This window comes from Chitinophaga sp., from assembly GCF_039596455.1.
GTDB lineage: Bacteria > Bacteroidota > Bacteroidia > Chitinophagales > Chitinophagaceae > Chitinophaga.
In genome coordinates this window covers 61,323-80,594 of sequence record NZ_JBCNJR010000001.1, presented here as the reverse complement: position 1 = coordinate 80,594, position 19,272 = coordinate 61,323, and the positions used below count along the sequence as shown (strand labels likewise).

General features: G+C 54.9%; 9 protein-coding genes. 3 read left to right on the top strand and 6 right to left on the bottom strand.

Features of this window, described 5'->3' with window-relative positions; all coding sequences use genetic code 11:
* The first annotated feature begins 21 nt into the window (after positions 1–21).
* From ABDW36_RS00270 to ABDW36_RS00260, 3 genes are all read left to right on the top strand, one after another.
* Positions 22–1,836 carry a RagB/SusD family nutrient uptake outer membrane protein gene (locus ABDW36_RS00270; protein WP_343699877.1) on the top strand — a complete coding sequence of 605 codons (1,815 nt, stop codon included), beginning with the start codon at positions 22–24 and terminating at the stop codon, positions 1,834–1,836.
* Positions 1,837–1,934: 98 nt separating this feature from the next.
* Positions 1,935–5,084: a DUF5107 domain-containing protein gene (locus ABDW36_RS00265; RefSeq protein WP_343699876.1), complete on the top strand. Its 3,150-nt coding sequence runs from the start codon at positions 1,935–1,937 to the stop codon at positions 5,082–5,084.
* Positions 5,085–5,112: 28 nt separating this feature from the next.
* Positions 5,113–6,825, top strand: a complete 1,713-nt coding sequence (locus tag ABDW36_RS00260) for a glycoside hydrolase domain-containing protein (RefSeq protein WP_343699875.1) — start codon at positions 5,113–5,115, stop codon at positions 6,823–6,825.
* A 65-nt stretch (positions 6,826–6,890) separates the two neighbouring features.
* On the opposite strand, the gene ABDW36_RS00255 is transcribed toward ABDW36_RS00260, so the two are convergent.
* From ABDW36_RS00255 to ABDW36_RS00230, 6 genes are all read right to left on the bottom strand, one after another.
* A complete protein-coding gene (locus ABDW36_RS00255; RefSeq protein ID WP_343699874.1) occupies positions 6,891–10,052 on the bottom strand; it encodes a carboxypeptidase regulatory-like domain-containing protein in 3,162 nt (1,053 codons plus the stop codon).
* A 365-nt stretch (positions 10,053–10,417) separates the two neighbouring features.
* Entirely contained in the window at positions 10,418–11,170 is a 753-nt protein-coding gene (locus tag ABDW36_RS00250) for a glucosamine-6-phosphate deaminase (RefSeq protein ID WP_343699873.1), read from the bottom strand.
* Between the two features lie 13 nt (positions 11,171–11,183).
* Positions 11,184–12,620 (bottom strand): Gfo/Idh/MocA family oxidoreductase, encoded by a 1,437-nt coding sequence (locus tag ABDW36_RS00245; protein ID WP_343699872.1) that lies wholly within the window; start codon positions 12,618–12,620, stop codon positions 11,184–11,186.
* A 1-nt stretch (position 12,621) separates the two neighbouring features.
* On the bottom strand, positions 12,622–14,562 hold the full coding sequence (locus ABDW36_RS00240; protein ID WP_343699871.1) for an acetylxylan esterase: 1,941 nt from the start codon (positions 14,560–14,562) through the stop codon (positions 12,622–12,624).
* 6 nt (positions 14,563–14,568) lie between these two features.
* Positions 14,569–16,113, bottom strand: coding sequence for a SusD/RagB family nutrient-binding outer membrane lipoprotein (locus ABDW36_RS00235; RefSeq protein ID WP_343699870.1), 1,545 nt, complete (start codon positions 16,111–16,113; stop codon positions 14,569–14,571).
* 19 nt (positions 16,114–16,132) lie between these two features.
* Positions 16,133–19,237, bottom strand: coding sequence for a SusC/RagA family TonB-linked outer membrane protein (locus tag ABDW36_RS00230; RefSeq protein ID WP_343699869.1), 3,105 nt, complete (start codon positions 19,235–19,237; stop codon positions 16,133–16,135).
* Positions 19,238–19,272: the final 35 nt, after the last annotated feature.

Sequence of the window (19,272 nt, the reverse complement as noted above, 5' to 3'; positions counted from 1 at the left end):
TACCGATCAACGATGGTTAACATGAAAAGCAAGTACAGTATCATACTCATCCTTCTGCTGCTGGGGAGCGCCTCCTGCAAAAAGTATCTTGACAAGGCGCCGGATGAGGACCTGAATATTAATGATGTATTTACCAACCGCCTTTACGCGGAACAATGGCTCACCAACATCTACTCCCAGCTGCCACCTGACGATGAGTTGTCCAACTATGAAGGGCAGCCTTTCACCGGCGCTTCAGACGAAATGGAGCACAGCTATGCCTGGGTAATGAGCACAGACCTCAACAACGGTTCCTGGGGCCGTTTTCTTTCCCGAGGCTGGGGCGGCTCTGAACGTTTCTGGACGTGGCCTTACCAGGTGATCCGGAAAGTGAACATCTTCCTTTCCAACATCAACAAAGTACCGCTCAGCCATGACTTTACAGAGCAGCAACGCGCAAGGTGGAAGGCGGAAGCGCGTTTTCTGCGGGCCTTCTATTATTTCAGGATGTTCAGCATGTATGGCCCCGTGCCTATTATGGACACGGTGATCACGCCGAATGACAACTACCTGAACTTCCACCGCAGGCCGGTAGAAGAGGTGGTGAACTACATCCTGAAAGAATGTGATGAGGCCGCGCCGGACCTTGAATGGAAATCCGCTTCGCAAGACATTGGCCGCGCTACCCGTGCCGCTTGTCTGGCCCTGAAAGCTCGCACCCTGCTGTATGTGGCCAGCCCCCTGTACAACGGCAATCCTGATTATAAAGATTTTCAGTACGAAGGGCAGCGCATGTTCATTGCGGATTTTAAACAGGAGCGCTGGAAGCAGGCCGCAGATGCGGCAAAGGCTTGTATAGACCAGCTGGAGGCCAATGGCTACGGGCTATATAAAGCCGCCAATGGCGATCCGATGAAGTCTTACCAGGACCTGTTCATTGCCGCCTGGAACGAGGAGACCATTTTTGCCATGAACCGCGGCCGCCTTGGCCTGTGGCCAGTATGCACTACGCCCAACGGGTATGCCGGGGGTACCGTGTCTATTTACGGCGCTACGCAGAATATTGTGGACGCCTATGAAATGGCCAATGGTGAAGCGCCTGTATTGGGTTATAATGCAGACGGAACGCCCATTATCAACCCGGCTTCCGGCTACCAGGAAGATGGTTATGCCGCCACTGCCAGCCCCAAGGGTTACTGGCCCGCCGGGGTGCGTAATATGTATGTAGACCGTGAGCCGCGTTTCTACGCCAGCATCAACTTCAACGGGCAGAAGTGGAGAGACCGCGGCATTGAGTTCTGGAACACGGGCAAAGACGGTTTCAGCCATAATAAAACCGAATACACCAAAACCGGCTACCTCATCAGGAAGTATGCAGACCCCGCGGCAGACGTGGCCCGAGGCCAGTTCCCCAACCTGCGGGTATGGATCTACTTCCGGCTGGGCGAGCAATACCTCAACTACGCAGAAGCGCTCAATGAAGCGGATGGCCCCGTGGCAGACGTGTATAAATACGTGAACGCCATCCGTGACAGGGCCGGCCTCCCGGCTTTGCCAGCAGGCCTTTCTCAACAGCAGATGCGGGAAAAGATATGGCATGAGCGGCGTGTGGAGCTGGCTTTTGAAACGGCCCGCTATTTCGACTGCCGCCGCTGGAAGGTGGCCGCAGACGTGTTTAATGCACCGGTGTACGGTATGAACGTACAGGCCGGCACCTCACTGAAAGATGATGTGTTCTACAAACGCATGCAGATTGAAAAACGGGTGTTCGAAAACCCGAAAATGTACTTCTGGCCCATATTGCAAACGGAATATGACAAGTCGGAAGCCAACCTGTTCCAAACGCCTAATTGGTAGGGATAGTAATACAGGGAAACCATGTTGCGGTGCGGGCTGACTGCATATACCGTCAGCCCGCGGCACCGCGCAGGATTATGTACGCTTAAAACACAACTATGCACACCTGGAGCCCATTGCCGGGGCTGAAGAACCGGCATGTCCGTTTATTTTTACTGGCGGCGTTCTGGCCTGCCGCTATTGCTGCGCAGCAGCCGGCCGCGCGGCCGGCAACCATAAAAGAGTTCAAAAAAACATACCGCACCTACGGTTTTACAGACCCTGACCCCGTTCCCAACTCCGGCCGCATATACCCTTACTTCCGTTTTGACGGGTTTACAGATAAACCGGAGAACAGGGAGTGGAAGGTGGTAGAGCTGGAGAACAATTACATCCGCGTGCAGGTGATGCCCGAAATAGGCGGAAAAATATGGACGGCGGTAGACAAAAAGAACAACCGCCCGTTCTTTTATGAAAACAGCGTGGTGAAGTTCCGGGACATAGCCATGCGTGGCCCGTGGACCAGCGGCGGACTGGAAGCCAATTACGGCATTATTGGCCATACGCCCAACTGCTCCACTCCCGTAGATTACCTGGTGCGCACCAATGAAGACGGCAGCGCAAGCTGCATTATCAGCACGCTGGACCTGCTCACGCGCACACGCTGGAGCATGGAGATCAACCTGCCGAAAGACAAGGCCTTTTTCACCACCCGTTCTTTCTGGCATAACGGCACCGGGCAGGAGCAGGCCTATTACACCTGGATGAACGCCGCTGTACCCGCGGCGGAAGACCTGCAGTTCCTCTACCCCGGCAACCAGCGTATTGGTCACAACGGAGATGCGGCAGCGTGGCCTTTGGACAGTGCGCGGGGCAAGAACCTGGCGCGCTTTGCAGAGAACAACTACATCAGTTCAAAATCTTACCATGTATTAGGCACGCACAGCAACTATTTTGGCTCATGGCGGGAATTGCAGGATGCCGGCATGATACACTACGCGGCAAGGGAAGACAAACTGGGGAAAAAAATATTCTCCTGGGCATTGTCTGACCAGGGCAAGATATGGGAGGAGCTGCTGACAGACAAGGATGGCCAGTACGTAGAGCTGCAAAGCGGCCGCCTGTTTAACCAGAACCAGCCCATGAGCAGCTTCACCCCTTTCAGGCAGGCGGGGTTTGCACCCTTTGCATCTGACAGCTGGACGGAATATTGGTACCCCTTCCATCAAACCGGCGGCATCACCTTTGCCAATCTCAACGGCGCCACCCGCATCAGTCTGCAGGGCAATCAGCTGCAGTTGTTCATGTGCCCCGTACAGGTTATTGCGGACACGCTCCGCGTCTACAGCAGCAAAGGCAAACTGCTGCACAGTGGCAGGGTTACGGCGCAGCCGCTCCAGTCATTTAGCATGACTATTTCCCTGCCACCGGGGGAGCAGCCGGCCCGCCTGGTGTTGAATAATATCAGTGAAGACCTGAATATAGCTGAAGGGCAAGCCAACCTGCAGCGCCCGGTAAGCATATTGCCCGGTTACGATCCGCAATCTGCCTACGGTCTTTACCTGCAAGGCCGTGACCTGTTCCGGTTCAGGTTGTTTGCCCAGGCGGAGCAAAAGATACGGGCGTCACTGGAAGCAGACAGTACTTTGCTGCCCGCGCTGGTGCAAATGGCGCAGCTGCATTACAGCGGCATGCGCTACGATTCCGCCTTCCGCTACGCCCAAAAAGCCCTGGCCATTGATACCTATCACGGGGCGGCCAATTATTATTACGGCCTGGCGGCAGCACAGCTGCAACACTGGTATGATGCGCTGGACGGGCTGGAAGTAGCGTCGTTATCTGACGCCTGGCGTTCCGCCGCCTACACGGCCCTGAGCCGGCAATACCTCCGCCGTGGCAACATACCGCAGGCCGCCGCCTATGCGGCCCGCAGCCTGGAGCAGCAAGGCAATAACACGGACGGGCTGCAGCTGCAATACCTGGCCGCGCGCCTGGGCGGTAACAACGAAGTGATGGAGGCCACCAGGAAACGCATATTACAGCTGGACCCGCTGAACCATTTCATCCGTTTTGAAACATACGTCAGCAGCCGGCGCCCGGAACACCGGGAAGCATTCACGGGCCTCATCCGGAATGAGCTGCCCGTAGAAACTTACCTGGAGCTGGGTTGCTGGTATGCCGGCCTGCAACGCATGCAGGAGTGTGATGAAGTACTGGCCCTGGCGCCTCAAAATGCCGAAGTGCTGTACTGGCGGGCGTGGCTGCATCCTCATGATGCAGAATATCTTTCCCGTGCCAACGCCAGCAGCGCCTTGCGGGTATTCCCTTTCCGGGAAGAAAGCGCAGCCGTGATGCAATGGGCCATGCAAAAAAGTACTGACTGGAAACCGGCTTATTTTCTGGCGCTGGTCCACAACGCGAAGAACAACAAAAAAGAAGCCGCCGCGCTGCTCAGCCAGGTGCAGCGCCGTGTAGATTTTGCGCCATTCTACATAGCCCGCGCCATGTTGCGCCCTGTGGCAGATTCTGCCCGTACGCTGCAAGACCTGCAGGCTGCCGCCGCGCTGGAACCTGCGGAATGGCGCTACGGCCACTACCTCACCCGCTATTATCTCCAGCGAAAAAATTTCGGGATGGCTTTAAAAACCATCACGCCGTATTACCGCAAAGCGCCGGGGCACTATATCACCGGCATGCTCTACACCCGCTGCCTGTTGCGCAACGGACAATACACGGCTGCGGAAAAAGCGTTGCAGCAAATCCGCATCCTCCCCTTTGAAGGCGCCTCAGACGGCAGGAGGTTATATGAAGAAACAAAACTGATGCTGGCACAACAGGCGCTTCGGGCTAAAGATTACAAGCTGGCAGCTGCCAAAGCGGCGGAAGCGCGCCTGTGGCCGCGTAACCTGGGTGTAGGTAAACCTTACGAAGAGGTGACAGACAGCCGCCTGGAAGACTGGATGGCAGCCCTGGCGGCAGAGGGGCTGGGCAAGAGGGAAAGTTATCAGCAATACCTGCAACAGGTAAAAGCAGCGCCGCATAACAAGGCGTCTCTCAACACGCTGGTGCAGTGCCTGGCCCTGCAACGGCTGGGAGAACAGGCTGCAGCTGCAGCCTTGTTAAAGGAGTGGGGTGGCTTGCAGGCAAACATCCGCGTGGCGGCGGAGGGAGAGGCTTTTATTCGCAATCATGGGGCGGCGCCGGGGAACGATGAGTATACCTTCCTGTTCCGCGCCATTTCAGCACAGGAAGACGCCCGCCTGTTCTAAATTTTAAAATCATACCAAAAAGATATTCATGAGAAAGATCATTACTGCTATGCTGCTGTGTTTAGGCACATTTGCACACGCCCAGAGCCTGTACATCTACCAGGTAGACCCGCTTGAAAAAGTATTGAAAGACCGGAGCTATTTTAAAGACGAGACAGACACCATCCGCGTAGCGCGGGGAGAAACAGCTTCTATACAACTGGTGCTGAAAGCCCGGCAGGAGCTGGGGAAAGTGGAGGCGGCCGTAACGGCGCCCTCCAGCGGTAATGCCACGCTGCCTAACAGCGTACCCGGCTGGCTGGGTTACGTAAAGGTAAACCGCAAGTACGACCCGCCCTCCCGCGATCTGCTGCGTTCTCCATCAGACTACTTTCCTGATCCGATTCTTACAGACACCAGCATCAGCATGGAACAGGGAGACGTACAACCGTTGTGGATCACCGTGCCCGTACCTGCAACCGCTGAACCGGGCCTCTATAAAGGAACAACGCTTGTTACGGCCGGCAATGGCCGTAAGGCCGGGCGTTACCGGAAAGACTTTTACATCCGCGTGTACCCGGTTACCGTTAACAAAACGTCATTGTTGATCAGCAACTGGTCTGCACATTTCAGTCCTGATAACCTGGCTTACATGAACAATGGTGTGCGCGTGGAAAGTTATTCGCCGCTCTATTGGGAGTTCCTGAAAAAGCATGCCGCCATCATGGCCGCGCACGGCCAGAACGTACACCGCATCTATCCCGTATGGATGACAACGTACAGCCTGCAGAACGGCCGTTTCACCTTCGATTTTTCCATGTTTGATAAAGAAGCGGAGATATTTGAAAAGGCCGGCGCACTGGAGCGGCTGGAAGGCGGCCACCTGGCCTGGCGCTCCGGCAAATGGGACGACCCGTTCTATGTGGAAATACCGGTGCCTGATACGGAAGAGAACCGGAAACTACAGCCCAGCCCCGCGCCCAATAAAGTCAATAACGGCATGCGGCTGGTAAAGGTGCCGCTGAGCGACCCGCGGGTGAAGGAATTTTACGACCAGTTCCTGCCTGCGTTGAAAGAACACCTGGAGAAAAAAGGGTGGCTGCACAAGTATATGCAGCACATTGCGGATGAGCCGGTGGCGAAGAACGCGGAGTCTTACCAGGCTATCAGCGCTTATGTGAAGAAATACCTGCCCGGTGTGAAAATTTTTGATGCCGTGCTTACTTCCAAAGAGCTGGCCGGCGCCATAGATGTATGGGTGCCGGTGCTGGACGTGCTGCATAAAGATTTTGATTTCTATAAAGACCTGCAACAAAAAGGGAAAGAGATATGGTTTTATACCTGCGTAGGCCCGCGTGGCAACTATGCCAACCGTTTCATAGAGCTGCCGCTGCTGCAAACGCGTTACCTGCACTGGATCAACTATAAATACAATGTTACCGGCTACCTTCACTGGGGGCTCAACTACTGGACGGGCTTCAAGGATCCTTTTGGCGAAGTGGCGCGCAATTCCGGCCGCCTGCCCGCGGGCGATTGTTTCATTGTTTATCCCGGTTATCACAAGCTGTACAGCTCCATCCGCTTTGAGGCCATGAGAGACGGTATTTATGATTACGAGCTCCTCAAAATGCTGGAAAAGAAAAATGCTGCCCGCGCCAAGGCCTTCGCCGGCGATATTATTGCCAACTTTAACCAGTACGACGGCAGCATTTCCTATTTCAGACAGGTACGCAAAAAACTGCTGGAAGCTTTATCAGAATGATCTTGACGGTGTGATGTTTGGCAGAGGCTGCCCAGGCACAGGGCAGCCTCTTTTTTTATGTGCTGTCAGAACGCATAACGCGCGCCCAGCTGTATCTGCCAGGGGTTGCCGCTGGGAGATATTACGCCCGTGTTCACGTTTACATTGTAGTTGTATACGTTGTTAACATTGTCAAATCCACCCAGCGAATAGATGTTTTGTTTGCCCAGAGACTTGTTGGTGCCCCAGTCTTTATTAAGCATGTTGGCCACGTTGAAAAAGTCACCAGACACTTCAAGGCTGTGCGTTTTGAAGAAATTGAATTTTTTGGCAATGCGGAGGTCCCATACACCGAAGAAGCCGTTGATGCCGCCGTTCCTTTCCGCAATGGTACCCATACTGCTGCGGATGTAATCTTTCACGCTCTTGCTGGCCTGCGGGTTGTTCAGGATGTTGTTGATGCCCGTGCGGATCTTTTCCGGTACGGAAGCATCGTTCACGTTAAAAACATAGGCCAGGTCATTGGAGTTCACAAAGTCGCCATTCACGTTCCCGTTCACCGCCAGAGAGTAGCGGGTGCCGCCCAGGCCGGAATACCTTACGCCTACGCTGATGCCCCAGAAGCTGGGCGCCGTGCCGTAGAAAACGATCTTGTGCCGGAACTGGTTGTCTGAATACGTCATGGCGGAAAGGTTGCGCGGATCTTCCTTCACCATCAGGGAGAGGGTGGCGGTATTGGCCACGTCACCATTGTAGGAGGTATTGTCTTTTGTATCGTTCCAGGTATAGCTGAAAGCTATCTCCCCATCTTTAAAGTACCGCCAGGTAGCGTCTGCCACTACGGCAAACTGGTTCACCTTGCCATCCGCGTTCAATTCCAGCACACGCGCCACCTGGTCACTCTTGCGGCCCATCATCCAGTTGGTGGCGCCGTTGGAGGTGCTGATGGTGGAGGCTGGTACATACACGCCGCGGTTGCCTTCGTTGGCCAGGCGGAAGAAAGGTTCTTCCACCATGTTGCGGTCTACATACATGTAGTTGTGCCGTGCAATGCTGGTAAAGAAAGTAACACCGGCCTTGAGGCGGTCTGAGAAAAGGTGATTGTACGAGATGTTGGCCTTGTACACCACGGGAATGCGCGCATCTTTGGCGTTGGTGTTGATGGTGCCCTGGCGTGGCAGGCCATGCTGGTCAAACAGCTCCTCGCCCGGCGCGGAAGACGGGTTTTTGCGGTAAGCCGGGAAGTCGGGCACCGGTACCTGTGCGCCCTGTACATCTATAGACAGCACCTTGGTGCCATCAAACAACATGTTGTTGATCATTGCATAGTTGTTGATGTCTGACCCGAAAATACCCGCACCGAAGCGCAGGTAGTCAGTATGGGCTTCATTGATATCCCAGTTGAACTGGATTCTTGGCTGTAGCTGGAAAGTGTTCAGCTTGTTGTCTGTACGGAGGCCCAGCTCATCGTAAACGGTCTGGTTGAAGTTGGCGGCATTCATATAGGTAGTATAATCGGCACGCAGGCCTACTATCATTTCCAGGCCGCGGTGGAGCCGGGTTTGCATCTGGGCGTAGAGGCCGGCGTTCAGGATGTTCTGGTCCAGCGCCGGGTTTGCCTCCAGCGCAATTTCACGCGCATAACGGTAGGGCGTAAGATTATTAAAATTGTTGAGGCCGGTGAAGTAAAAGCGCCCGTTCATTTCACTGCCGTACAGGGAATTGAGGTGACTGTACATGATGTCTGTACCGAAAGTAAAGTTGGCTTTGTTGGTATTGAAATACACATTATCTACCAGCTGAACGATGTTGTTGTAGAAGTGTTCCGGGGAATAGCGCTGCCCGCCCAATTGAATGGAGGTGAATACGCTGTTGCCGCCTATCTGTGACTCCACCCGTTCCACAATGGCCCGGGGAATATTTTCTTTAGGCAGTTGTTTGCCCGGCACGCTTTCCTCGAAAGTATAGAGGTGCTGCAGCTTCAGCTCATTGGTTACGCGCGGGTTGAGCACCGTACGCAGAGCGGCCAGCAGGCTGTTGTTGTAGGTGTTGGCGTCTCCGTATACTTCGTAAAGATTGATGGCCGTATTATCGTCACGGCCCAGGTAGTTGCGGTCATTGATAAAGTTGTTGCGGATGGTGAGCAGGTTTTTCTCGTTCAGCTGCCAGTCTATGCGCGCAAATATGGCGTCTGTTTTCCTTTTCTTGTCGAAAGAGCCGAACTGCGGCGCGTTGGAAACGCCGTATTTGCCGCGGGCAATATCCAGGAATTGGTCAAGGGTAGACTGGGTAACGTTCAGCCGCCGTTCATCTTCGGGAGACTTGATCTCCGCCAGCAGCAAAGGCCTGGCATCCGCCTGCCTGTCCCACGCTACAAAGAAGTGCGCTTTGTCTTTAATAATAGGCCCGCCCAGCGTGAAGCCGAACTGTGCCGTAGAAAAGTCGTTTGACCTGCGGGCGCCGCGTATATCATAGGGGCTTGAAAGCCAGTCGGCCCGCCCGAAAATAAAGGCGCTGCCTGAAAACGTATTGGTGCCCGCCTTGGTTACCGTGCTGATGGTGCCGCCACCGCTGCGGCCATAGGTTACATCATACTGGTTGGTTACCACCTTGAACTCGCGGATGGCCTCCATGGAAATGATATAGGGGGCGCCCGTTCTACTGTTGGAGCCGCCGCCGGAGGTAGGGTTCCTGGCTGTGGTCCCGTCTATAGTAAAGTTGGTGGATGAGGCCAGTTGCCCGGAAAGATTGCTGCCGCGGCTGAGGGGAGAAAGGTCTGTGAGCGTGGTGAAGTTGCGGCCGTTCACGGGCAGCTTCGCAATATCCCTGGCGGTGACGGTAGTAGCTGCGCCAAAGTTCTCCGTTTTGTTACGAAGTGCATTGGCTGTTACTTTCACTTCATTAATATTTACTGCGGAAACTTTCAGTTCCATGTTTACCCGCAAGGCGTCGCCCTGGCTGAGTGAAAAGCCCGTACGCCGGAGGTCTGCGTACCCCACGTAGGTTACCGTTACAGTATAAGGCCCTCCCAGCGGCAGCTCACGGATGGTGTATTCCCCTTTTGTGTTGGTAACGGTGCGTGTGGTGAAGCCGGTAGACTCGTTGCGCACCTGTACGGACGCTCCGGGGATGAGCTGTTTGTTTTCGTCAGATACTACGCCGTAAATGGAGGCTTGCGTGGTTTGCGCGAATGCGTTGCTGCCGGCCATGCAGAGCAGGCAAAGCAAAATAAAGATGTGGTTTTTCATACGATGCTGGACTATTAAAGGTGCTAAATAAAAATGCAGTGCTGATCAAGTTATCTTGTTGGCGGAATGGCCACATTCAATTCACCTTGCCCTGAATTATCTGTTTTTACTGATACAGACCTGTTAATTACAACAGCACAGCGTTCCCTGACGGCCGGCGCGGGCCTTCGCGCGGGAAATATGGCTCCGCCTGCACAAAAACTGTCTGAAACCGGCGGATAGGCTTTTCGTAATTAAATATAATAAGAAATGAAATAAAATGCAATAAAAGGAAAATAAAAAGATAAGGGGATGAAACAGCTGTATCAAAAAAAGCCGGCCCTCTTATGGAGAGACCGGCTTTTGCTGGTGTTTTAGTTTAGGATCTACTTGACTGGTGCAGGTTGCTGTAGCAAGGCGGCAGACTCGCCATCAAGATAGAACACACAGTGCTGGTGCTGTTGCAGTATGCTGGCGGGATAGATATTGCTGACCGGTTGCGTCAGGCTGTCTTTTACAGCTTGTGCTTTTCTTGCACCGGGCACGGAGCAGATGATATGGGCAGATTGCATGATCTGGTGTACAGACATACTGATGGCCTGTGCCGGTACGTCCTGCACGCTGGGAAACCAGCCTTCGTTCATTTGCTGCTGACGGCAGGCGGCATCCAGGTTCACCACCAGGTAGGGAACCCTGGTGTCAAAATCAGCCGGGGGATCATTAAAGGCCAGGTGTCCATTTTCGCCTATGCCTACCAGCGCCACATCTATGGGGTGGCAGGTAATGAGGTTGCCCACCCGCCGGCATTCTTCTGCCGGGTCTGTTTCTCCATTGATCAGCACAGCCTCTTTCAAGGGTGGTACCTTGTCAAGAAAGCGCTCCTGCAGATATTTGCGGAAGCTGGCGGGGTGGGTTACAGGCAGGCCGATGTATTCGTCCAGGTGAAACATGGTTACCTTGCTCCAGTCTATACCGTCTTCCGCAATCAGTTGCTTCAGGGTTTCAAACTGGCTGGTGCCTGTGGCCAGAATAATGTTTGCGCTGCCTTTTTCGCGGATGGTATTCCGTATCAGTGTTGCCGCGGCCTTCCCGGCCGCGGCGCCAAGCTCGCGGTGGCTGTTTGATGTAACGACTTGCATTTGATGAAATTGATTATTTATTGGATGATGATACTTTTACGCCGGTAGTGCCGCCCTGCTGCAGGGAAAGGTCTACCGGCTGGTTGTTTTGCCAGGCGCCCGCTGTGAAGTCGGGCACATTAATGGAATTGGAGCGGTTGGCCACAGACCATTCGCTGAGCGGGCCTATGGCACTCCAGAGGGCGGCGTCATACACGTCCATGTCAACAGGCAGGCCGTTGCGCAGGCAGTCTATCAGGCGCCAGTCCATCATAAAGTCCATGCCTCCATGGCCGCCTATCTGTTTGGCCAGTTCCCCTATTTTCCGGGTAATGGCGGGCGTGTACTGCTCTTCCAGCTTTTTCATGTCTGCTTCGGGCAGCCATCCTTCATGGCTGGTGGCTATTCTGCCCGGCAGCGGGTATTTCTGTGCGGTGGCCTTTGTTCCGCTTACGAGGTGCAGGCGGGAATAAGGGCGCGGAGAGGTAACATCGTGCTGCAGCATAATAGTGCGGCCTTTTTTGGTGCGGATGGTGGTAGTGTTCATATTGCCGCGGAAGTGCATATTGGCAAAGGGCTGGTAGAAGGCGTCTGTGGCGGCCAGTTGTTTGGCCATGGCGCCCATCATAAAATCGTTGCCAGACATGGAAGTAAGGTAATCCATACTATCTCCGCGGTTGATGTTCATGACCTGGCAAACCGGCCCCAAACCGTGAGTAGGGTAGAGGTTGCCATTGCGTTTGGAATTCTCCCGCAACCGCCACACATCATACCGCTTGCTGCGGTCAAACATGCTTTCCAGTATATCATGAATATAAGCCCCTTCCGTGTGTACGATGTCCCCGAAAAAGCCCTGCCGAGCCATGTTGAGCGTAAGCAGCTCAAAAAAATCATAGCAACAGTTTTCGAGCATCACACAATGCCGTTTTGTTTTTTCCGATGTTTCCACCAGCCGCCAGCAGTCTTCTACGGTGGTGGCGGCGGGTATTTCCACCGCTACATGTTTGCCATGTTCCATGGCGTAGAGCGCAATGGGCGTGTGCAATGCCCAGTGGGTGGCTACATATAGCAGATCTATATCTTCCCGCTCACAGATCTTTTTCCAGTCATCCGGCCCTGCCGTGTACAGTTGCGCGGGGTGGCCAGGTGTTTTGATGCGGGCTTTTGCCGCTTCTGCCTTTTCGGCGCGTACATCACAGATGGCATTGATCTGCACGCCTTCGATATAACTTACGCGTTCCACAGCGGCAGACCCGCGGTTGCCCACACCTACAAACCCGATGCGCACCGTATCAATTTTGGGGGCCGCATAGCCGCACATGTTGAACCTTTGCGGATGTGCGCTTTCAGCCGCTTTGCGGATGTGGCCCAATTGCCCCGCTGCCGCACTGCTGGTGCTGCAGGCGGGCAGCAACGCGGCGCCGGCGGCAAAGCCTGTCAGTTTTAAGAAATCTCTGCGGTTATTCTTCATGTTACATTTTTTCGAGAAACTTTACGGTTCCCTTCTTTTTCAGTTTTTCAAATTCTTGTATGTATTGCTCCAGCTCGGTGCCGGTAATTTTTCTGCCTGACATAGACACGGGCGCTTCAAACGTAATGTTTGCACTGCTCAGCGCTGCCGCCATGGATACGTCTCCCCACTGCAATATGCCCGGCAGGTGCGCAGCCATGTTAAAGTGATCTACTCCCGCGCGGTTGTCAAACAGGTAGCTGATAGGGGCGTTTTGCAGTGTAACGGCCTGTACATTGTCATACAGGGCTGCCTGGAAGAGGGCGGCCAGCCCGGCTTCCCCTGCGGCACTGGTGCTGATATGCGTGGCGCCCTGCCGGTGCAGCCAGGTATTCACCAGTTGCAATTGATCTACCCATTTTCCCATTACCGTGCTGCCCAGCCAGAGCAGGGAGCGGGAAAGCGTGTGAAAAGCAGGTAGCTTGCCATCTATGGCCGTAGCGGCGGCAGAACGGCCGCGGCCGGTGCCCCAGAGGTCCAGCATCACTACGCCCGCATCCACATCTTCAGGCACGGCGGCGCCAGCCACAACTATGTAGCTGTGCGAACCATTGCGAGGCGCGCGATGCAGCAGGTATGTGATCTCATTATTGGCGGCAGTGATGCTGATGCTGTCCCATCCACCGGCGCTGCCGGTGCGTACGGCTTTTTTGATGCTGCCGGGGGCTGGCAGTAACAGTACTTCGCGCAGTGCCTGTTTTTCATGGTCATTGGGCCGGAATGTTCTTTTTAGCAGCAACCCCTGTTGCCGGCAGTAGTCTGCCGTGGTGACCACCAGCGTATCCCGCTTGCCGGCGGGAAAGGTCATCAGTTTTTCTTCTGGCTGCGGGGCAACCGGCTTTATCGCCACCGGGGCACCGTTGCCCTGGCCTTTCAGTTGCAGGTCAAACCAGCCCAGCATGGCGGCCTGCATTTCCGGCCAGTAGCCATGGGTAGTATCAAACAACTGGTGCTGCAATTGGTCCCGTGCTTTCAATAACGAAAATATCTGTTGCGCACCGGCGTAGCTGCGTTGCATTTGTGCAGGTGCAAAGGCCCTGTTGTTGTCTTTCAGCGCATTAAATATCTTCAGGCCGCGGGGCGCTACCATGGCAAGTACGCCGGCTTCTTCCGTAAAGGTGAGGCCGCCGGGCAGCAGTTCGCAGATGCAGTTGCTGTTCATGATGTAGGATTCAAACGTCCCTACGCTTACCACGGGTATGGCGGCCCTGATGCGCTCGTCCATAGCGGCCAGCCACATGGCCTGGTTGCCGCCGCCGCTGGCGCCTGTTGCGCCGATACGTTTGACATCTACGTACGGTAAAGTACAAAGCAGGTCTACAGCGCGGATATTATCTGATATCTGCATGCCCATCAGCGATGTGCCCACGTTCATCAGTGAGGCGCCCAGGCACGAGCCGTGATATTCGTGCTCACCGTGTATGGTGGTCCTTTCTCCCGCACCCCAGGCATCCATGCTCAGGCAGACGTAGCCGTGCATGGCCAGCTGCTGCGCAACAGACTGGAAGAGTTCACTGTTGCGCCCGCCTTGCCAGTGGCCGTGGGTAAGCACCACGGCAGGGAAAGGCCCTTCACCCTCCGGCACGTACAGGCTGGCGGTAGCATACACACCTGGCCGTGTCTGGAAATAGATGCTGCGAATGCTGTAGCCCTGCATATTGAGACGCCCGGTTTCCCGCATGTCTGGCGGCAGGGTATGATTGGTAACGGCGCCGCTGTGCCGCATTATTTTCTGGTACAAGGCAGCGCGCTGCTGCTTCCAGGCGGCTGCGCTACGGGGCAGGGTACGGGCATGAAAGGCCTTTGCCGCCTGTTGCTCCAGTGCGTGCCGGATGGGATCGCTTTGTTGTGCGGAGAGGTGCATGCCGGTTAAAAGAAATAATATGATAAAGGGTAGTTTCATACAAGATCAATCTACGTCCCACCAAACTCTTGTGGCCGTATTGTCTGGCCCCCCAAGCATTTGCCGCGCTTTTTCAAGGGCTGCCCCGTTGGTGGAGGCCTCTACGGAAGAGTAGGGCAGGCGTTTGATGAATGCACCGGCCGGCAGGTCGCTGTTATCGCTTTGCAACACGGGGTACATCACCGGATAGCCGCTGCGGCGGAATTCCGCCCATGCCTCCTGCCCGTCCGGATACAGGGCCAGCCATTTTTGTGTGCCTATCTGCAAACGCTGCGTGCTTTCTGCGGCAGCCCATTTTACCGGCGTGGCCGCTACGGCGGGAGAGCCGGCTTCATCTCCCGGTGCTGCCGGCACAGCGGCTGATGTAATATAGGCATTAATCACGGCAAGGTCACTAATACCCCATTCCCGCAGGCTGGCGGCAATACCTTTTTCATATAGTTCCTGCGCCGAGCCGTCCATATTCCAGCCGTTCAGCGCCCCCTCCGCGCGCAGGAACCATGCTTCGGCCGCGTGCATAACCGGCTGCGTAGCTTCCAGCTGGCCTATCCACGTAGTTCCATTCCAGTTTACCCAGCGGGGGCCTACATTGGAGGTTTGCGCAGGCCGGTTGCCGGGTTTGTTGATATCTGTAGCGGAAGAGCCGTTACGGAGTCCTTTGAATTGACCGCTAGCTACCGCCGGTTGAAAGTACACAGGCAGGCGGGGATCGTTATATCCCTTGAGGTAAGAGGCCATGGTGGAGCTCATGGAAAACTCGTTGTTCACCGCGTTGGTAGCAAGGCCGTTGGCATCATCTCCTTTTGCAGACCTTTTGATGTAGGCGCTATGAGAAGGTTCTGTCATTACGCCGCCGGCTACAGCAGCCTCTGCTTCTGTTTTGGCACGGGCTGGGTCAATGCGGGAAATGCGCAGGGCCAGCCGCAGGCGCAGCGTATTGGCAAAGCGTATCCACTGTTGTACGTTGCCTTCGTAAATAATGTCATAGTTGCCGAATACATTGGCAGCTGTGCCGGCTTTCAGGTGGGTGACGGCAGAGTCCAGGCGCTTGAAGAGGTCGTCATATATTTTGTCTTGCGGGTCATATGCAATGCTGCTTTTGGCCTGTCCGGCCTCAAAGTAGGGCACGGGCCCGTAGTAATCCGTGAGGCGGTGAAATGTATAGGCCATCATAATATTTGCCAGCGCATATTCTCCGGAATTGCGCTCTGTGTTGTCGAAGATGGTCTGCAACTGTGGAAGGGTGAGCACGTAGGTGATGATGCCGGGGCGGGAAAGCCAGGTATCATTCATCACGTACCGGTCTGTCTGAAAACTGGTAGTGGTCAGTGCAAAGTATTGCGCATACAGGTCCGGCATCAGGATGGAAATGGTTTGATAGTATGGCCGGTGAATGGTGGCGGCAGACTGTGCGCGGGTAAACATGAAGGGCAGTTCCCTTGCCCCCGCGTCTGACAATTTAGCGGGGTTTTTGTTCATGTCGTCAAACTTCCCGGTGCAGCTGGTGAACAGGGTGGCGGCCAGCAGGAAATAAAGCATATTCTTTTTCATGATCATTGCTTTCAGGTTTTTAGAATGACAAGCTGAGGTTCAGGCCAATGCTGCGGGTGATGGGCAGTATGCCGGACTCTATGCCCTGGTAGTTGCTGGAGCCGATGGCCACTTCAGGGTCTACGGGAATAGTTCGTTTGCCGATGCCGGGTATGTCAAGCAGGGATTTGCCGCGGTAGAAAAAGAAGAGGTTGCGGCCCGTGAGGGAAAGCCTCGCGTTTTTCACCAGCTTGTTTTGCCAGTCAAAGTCATATCCCAGCGAGAGTTCGCGCAGGCGGAAGTTGGTGGCGCTGTAGGCAAAGAACTGGCCATACCCGTTTCTGCCGCCCTGGGAAACCTGCGTCCATAATTTCTCTGCGGTAATAGCGGTGGTGTTGGGTGTGCCGTCAGGCTTCAGACCGGGCAGCACCAGGCCGCCGTCTCTGTATTTCGTAGTATAGTCTGCTATGCCGAAATACGCCATCATGGCGTCTGTGCCAGATATCACTATGCCGCCCACGCGCCCGTCTATCAGCATAGATAAATTGAATTTTTTGTACTGCAGCTGGTTACTCCAGCCAAGGGTGTAGTCCGGGTTATAATTACCGATCTTCTGCAGCGCGGTCACCGCCGGCAGGCCGGCAGTGGTAACTAGGTACTGCCCGGTTTTGCTGTCTTTAGACCATACGTAGTCATAGATGTCTCCGTACATGCCGCCGGGCTTCACCAGCAGGCTGCCGAAGCCGGTGGCCGTTGTGAGCGCGGCCTGCGTAACGCCGGGGCTCAACGATATGGCCTTGTTGCGGTTCAGCGCAAAGTTGAGTGAACTGTTCCAGGTGAAGTGCTGCTGCCGTACTGGTGTACCCGTCAGCATTACTTCTACGCCCTGGTTCTGGATGTTGCCGGCGTTGATGTACTGTTGATTGTAGCCGCTGGGCTGCGGCAGGCCTATAAATATCAACTGGTTGTAAGTATTGCTTTTGTAAACGGTGGCATCAAGTCCCAGCCGGCCATCCAGGAAACGCCACTCCATACCGGCTTCCCAGGATTCTGTTTTTTCCGGCTTGAGATCGCTGATATATTTGACCTGGTCTCTGGCTACAAAACCATTGCCCGCGCCAAGGGAATAAGTGTAGGTCTGTATCAGCAGGTAGGGATCAGCATCGTTGCCCACCTGTGTATAGGCGGCGCGTACCTTGCTGAAGGTGATCCAGTCCGGCAACTTCAACATGTCGGAAAGGATGGCGCTAAGACCTATGGATGGATAGAAATAACTGTGTGGTGCCGGCAGGGTGGAAGACCAGTCGTTACGCGCGCTGACGTCCAGGAATAACTGTTGCCTGAAATCAAGCTGGGCGTTGCCATACACCGATTGTATCTCTTTTTCTACCGTGAGGTTGGCGAATGCCGGGGTGGCGGCAAAGTTCAGGTTGAACTGGTTGGGAATGCTGAGGCCGTTGGCGAAGGATTGCGAAACATATCCGCGGTTGCGCAATACGGCGGCGCCTGCATTATAATTGATGCCGAAGCTGCTGCCCAGTTTGTTGTTGCCTGAAATCAGCACGTCCATATTCCGTTCCCAGCGGTTAATGTAGGCTTCCTGGTAGCGGCCGCCCGTGAGCGTGGGCATGGGGATAGTGCCGAAGTGATAGCTGCCGGTAATTTTATCATCGTACCGGTCAAGGCTGTACCGCCCCTGTACGCTCAGCCAGTCAGTGAGCTGGTATTTGGCGAGGCCCATGAGCGTAGTGCGGTTGCGCTCTTCATTGAGCGCGGTGCGGTGTACATCCCAGTATGGGTTCTGGAAAGCGGAGCTGGTAGTCCAGTACACCGGTACCGGCTGACCGGCTTTGTCAAGCTGCTCGAAATTGCGGAGCGAATCCGGGTGCATGTCCCGCGGCATGATCAGGGCTTCGTTGGTGACACCGTTATCTCCCAGGCGGGGTTTGTTTTTGATGACCTGGTTCATATAGGTCACCTTTACGTCTGTAGTAAGGCGTGGCAGCAGCTCGCCGGTGAGGCGGAGGTTCAGCGTGTTCCTTTCCAATTTGTTTTTAGGCACAATGCCGTTGTTGGCATTGTGTGTGTAGGAAGCATACCCCTTCAGTTTGTCTGTGCCGCCGGAGATGTTCACCGAGTTATTCAGGGTAACGCCGGTGTTGTAAAAATCCCGTACGTTGTTTTTGTAGGTAGTGGCCGGTGCTCCCCAGCTTTCTCCCGCTTGTGCGCCATATACGCCGCCGTTGCCGCGGCCGTAGGTGTTTTGCAGGTCCATCAGCAGGTAAGGCCTGTCTATGGCCACCCCGCCGTTATAGTTCATAGATACTTTGCCGCTTTTGCCTTTCCTGGTGGTGATGATCAGCGCGCCATTAGCAGCGCGGCTGCCATACAGGGCGGCTGCGGCAGGGCCTTTGAGCACGGTGATAGATTCTACATCGTCCGGATTGATACTGGCTGCCCCGTCACTGCCGGAGTAGCCGCTGGCAATGCTTTTCTGCTGGGTGGCCACCGTATTGGCAGAACCGCTGCCGCCGGGTTCGGTGGTCATGGTGTTATCAATGGGTACGCCGTCTACCACTATCAGGGCGTTGTTGTTGCCGCTGATGGAGCGGTTGCCGCGCAGCACTACCCGCACAGCGCCTCCCGGGCCGGTGGCGGCGGGGGTGATAACGGCGCCCGCCACCTTGCCGCTCAGGCTGTTCATGATATTGGCACCCGGCTGGCGTACCGCGGTAAGATCAGTATTGTTCAGCTGCTGTGTGGCATAGCCCAGCGAACGGGTTTTCCGTTCAATGCCTAACGCGGTTACCACCACTTCCCCCAGTTGCGAAGCAGACTGTTGCAAGGTAATATTGAGCACTGTTTGTGCGCCTACCGGTACTTCCTTTTTTTCGTAACCAATAAAGGAGAATACCAGCACCGCGTCTGCTGCAGCCTGTATGCTGAAGCTGCCGTCTACGCCCGTGGCCGTGCCTTGCGTAGCGCCTTTTACACTTACGCTTACGCCCGGTATGGGAGCCTGCGAAACCGCGTCTTTAACCGTGCCTTTGACGGGCTGGTTTTGCGCCGGGAGAGATACCGGCAGTATGAAAGCGAGCATTAACAGGCAATAGAAATGCCCTGCATGGAACATGCATCTATTCATAACAATAAGGATTATTGATTAAATGATTCTGGCTG

Coding starts and splice junctions, on each gene's coding strand:
- ABDW36_RS00260 (WP_343699875.1), top strand. CDS start 5,113: ATGAGAAAGATCATTACTGCTATGCTGCTGTGTTTAGGCACATTTGCA.
- ABDW36_RS00245 (WP_343699872.1), bottom strand. CDS start 12,620: ATGAAGAATAACCGCAGAGATTTCTTAAAACTGACAGGCTTTGCCGCC.
- ABDW36_RS00240 (WP_343699871.1), bottom strand. CDS start 14,562: ATGAAACTACCCTTTATCATATTATTTCTTTTAACCGGCATGCACCTC.
- ABDW36_RS00265 (WP_343699876.1), top strand. CDS start 1,935: ATGCACACCTGGAGCCCATTGCCGGGGCTGAAGAACCGGCATGTCCGT.
- ABDW36_RS00230 (WP_343699869.1), bottom strand. CDS start 19,237: ATGAATAGATGCATGTTCCATGCAGGGCATTTCTATTGCCTGTTAATG.
- ABDW36_RS00235 (WP_343699870.1), bottom strand. CDS start 16,113: ATGAAAAAGAATATGCTTTATTTCCTGCTGGCCGCCACCCTGTTCACC.
- ABDW36_RS00255 (WP_343699874.1), bottom strand. CDS start 10,052: ATGAAAAACCACATCTTTATTTTGCTTTGCCTGCTCTGCATGGCCGGC.
- ABDW36_RS00250 (WP_343699873.1), bottom strand. CDS start 11,170: ATGCAAGTCGTTACATCAAACAGCCACCGCGAGCTTGGCGCCGCGGCC.
- ABDW36_RS00270 (WP_343699877.1), top strand. CDS start 22: ATGAAAAGCAAGTACAGTATCATACTCATCCTTCTGCTGCTGGGGAGC.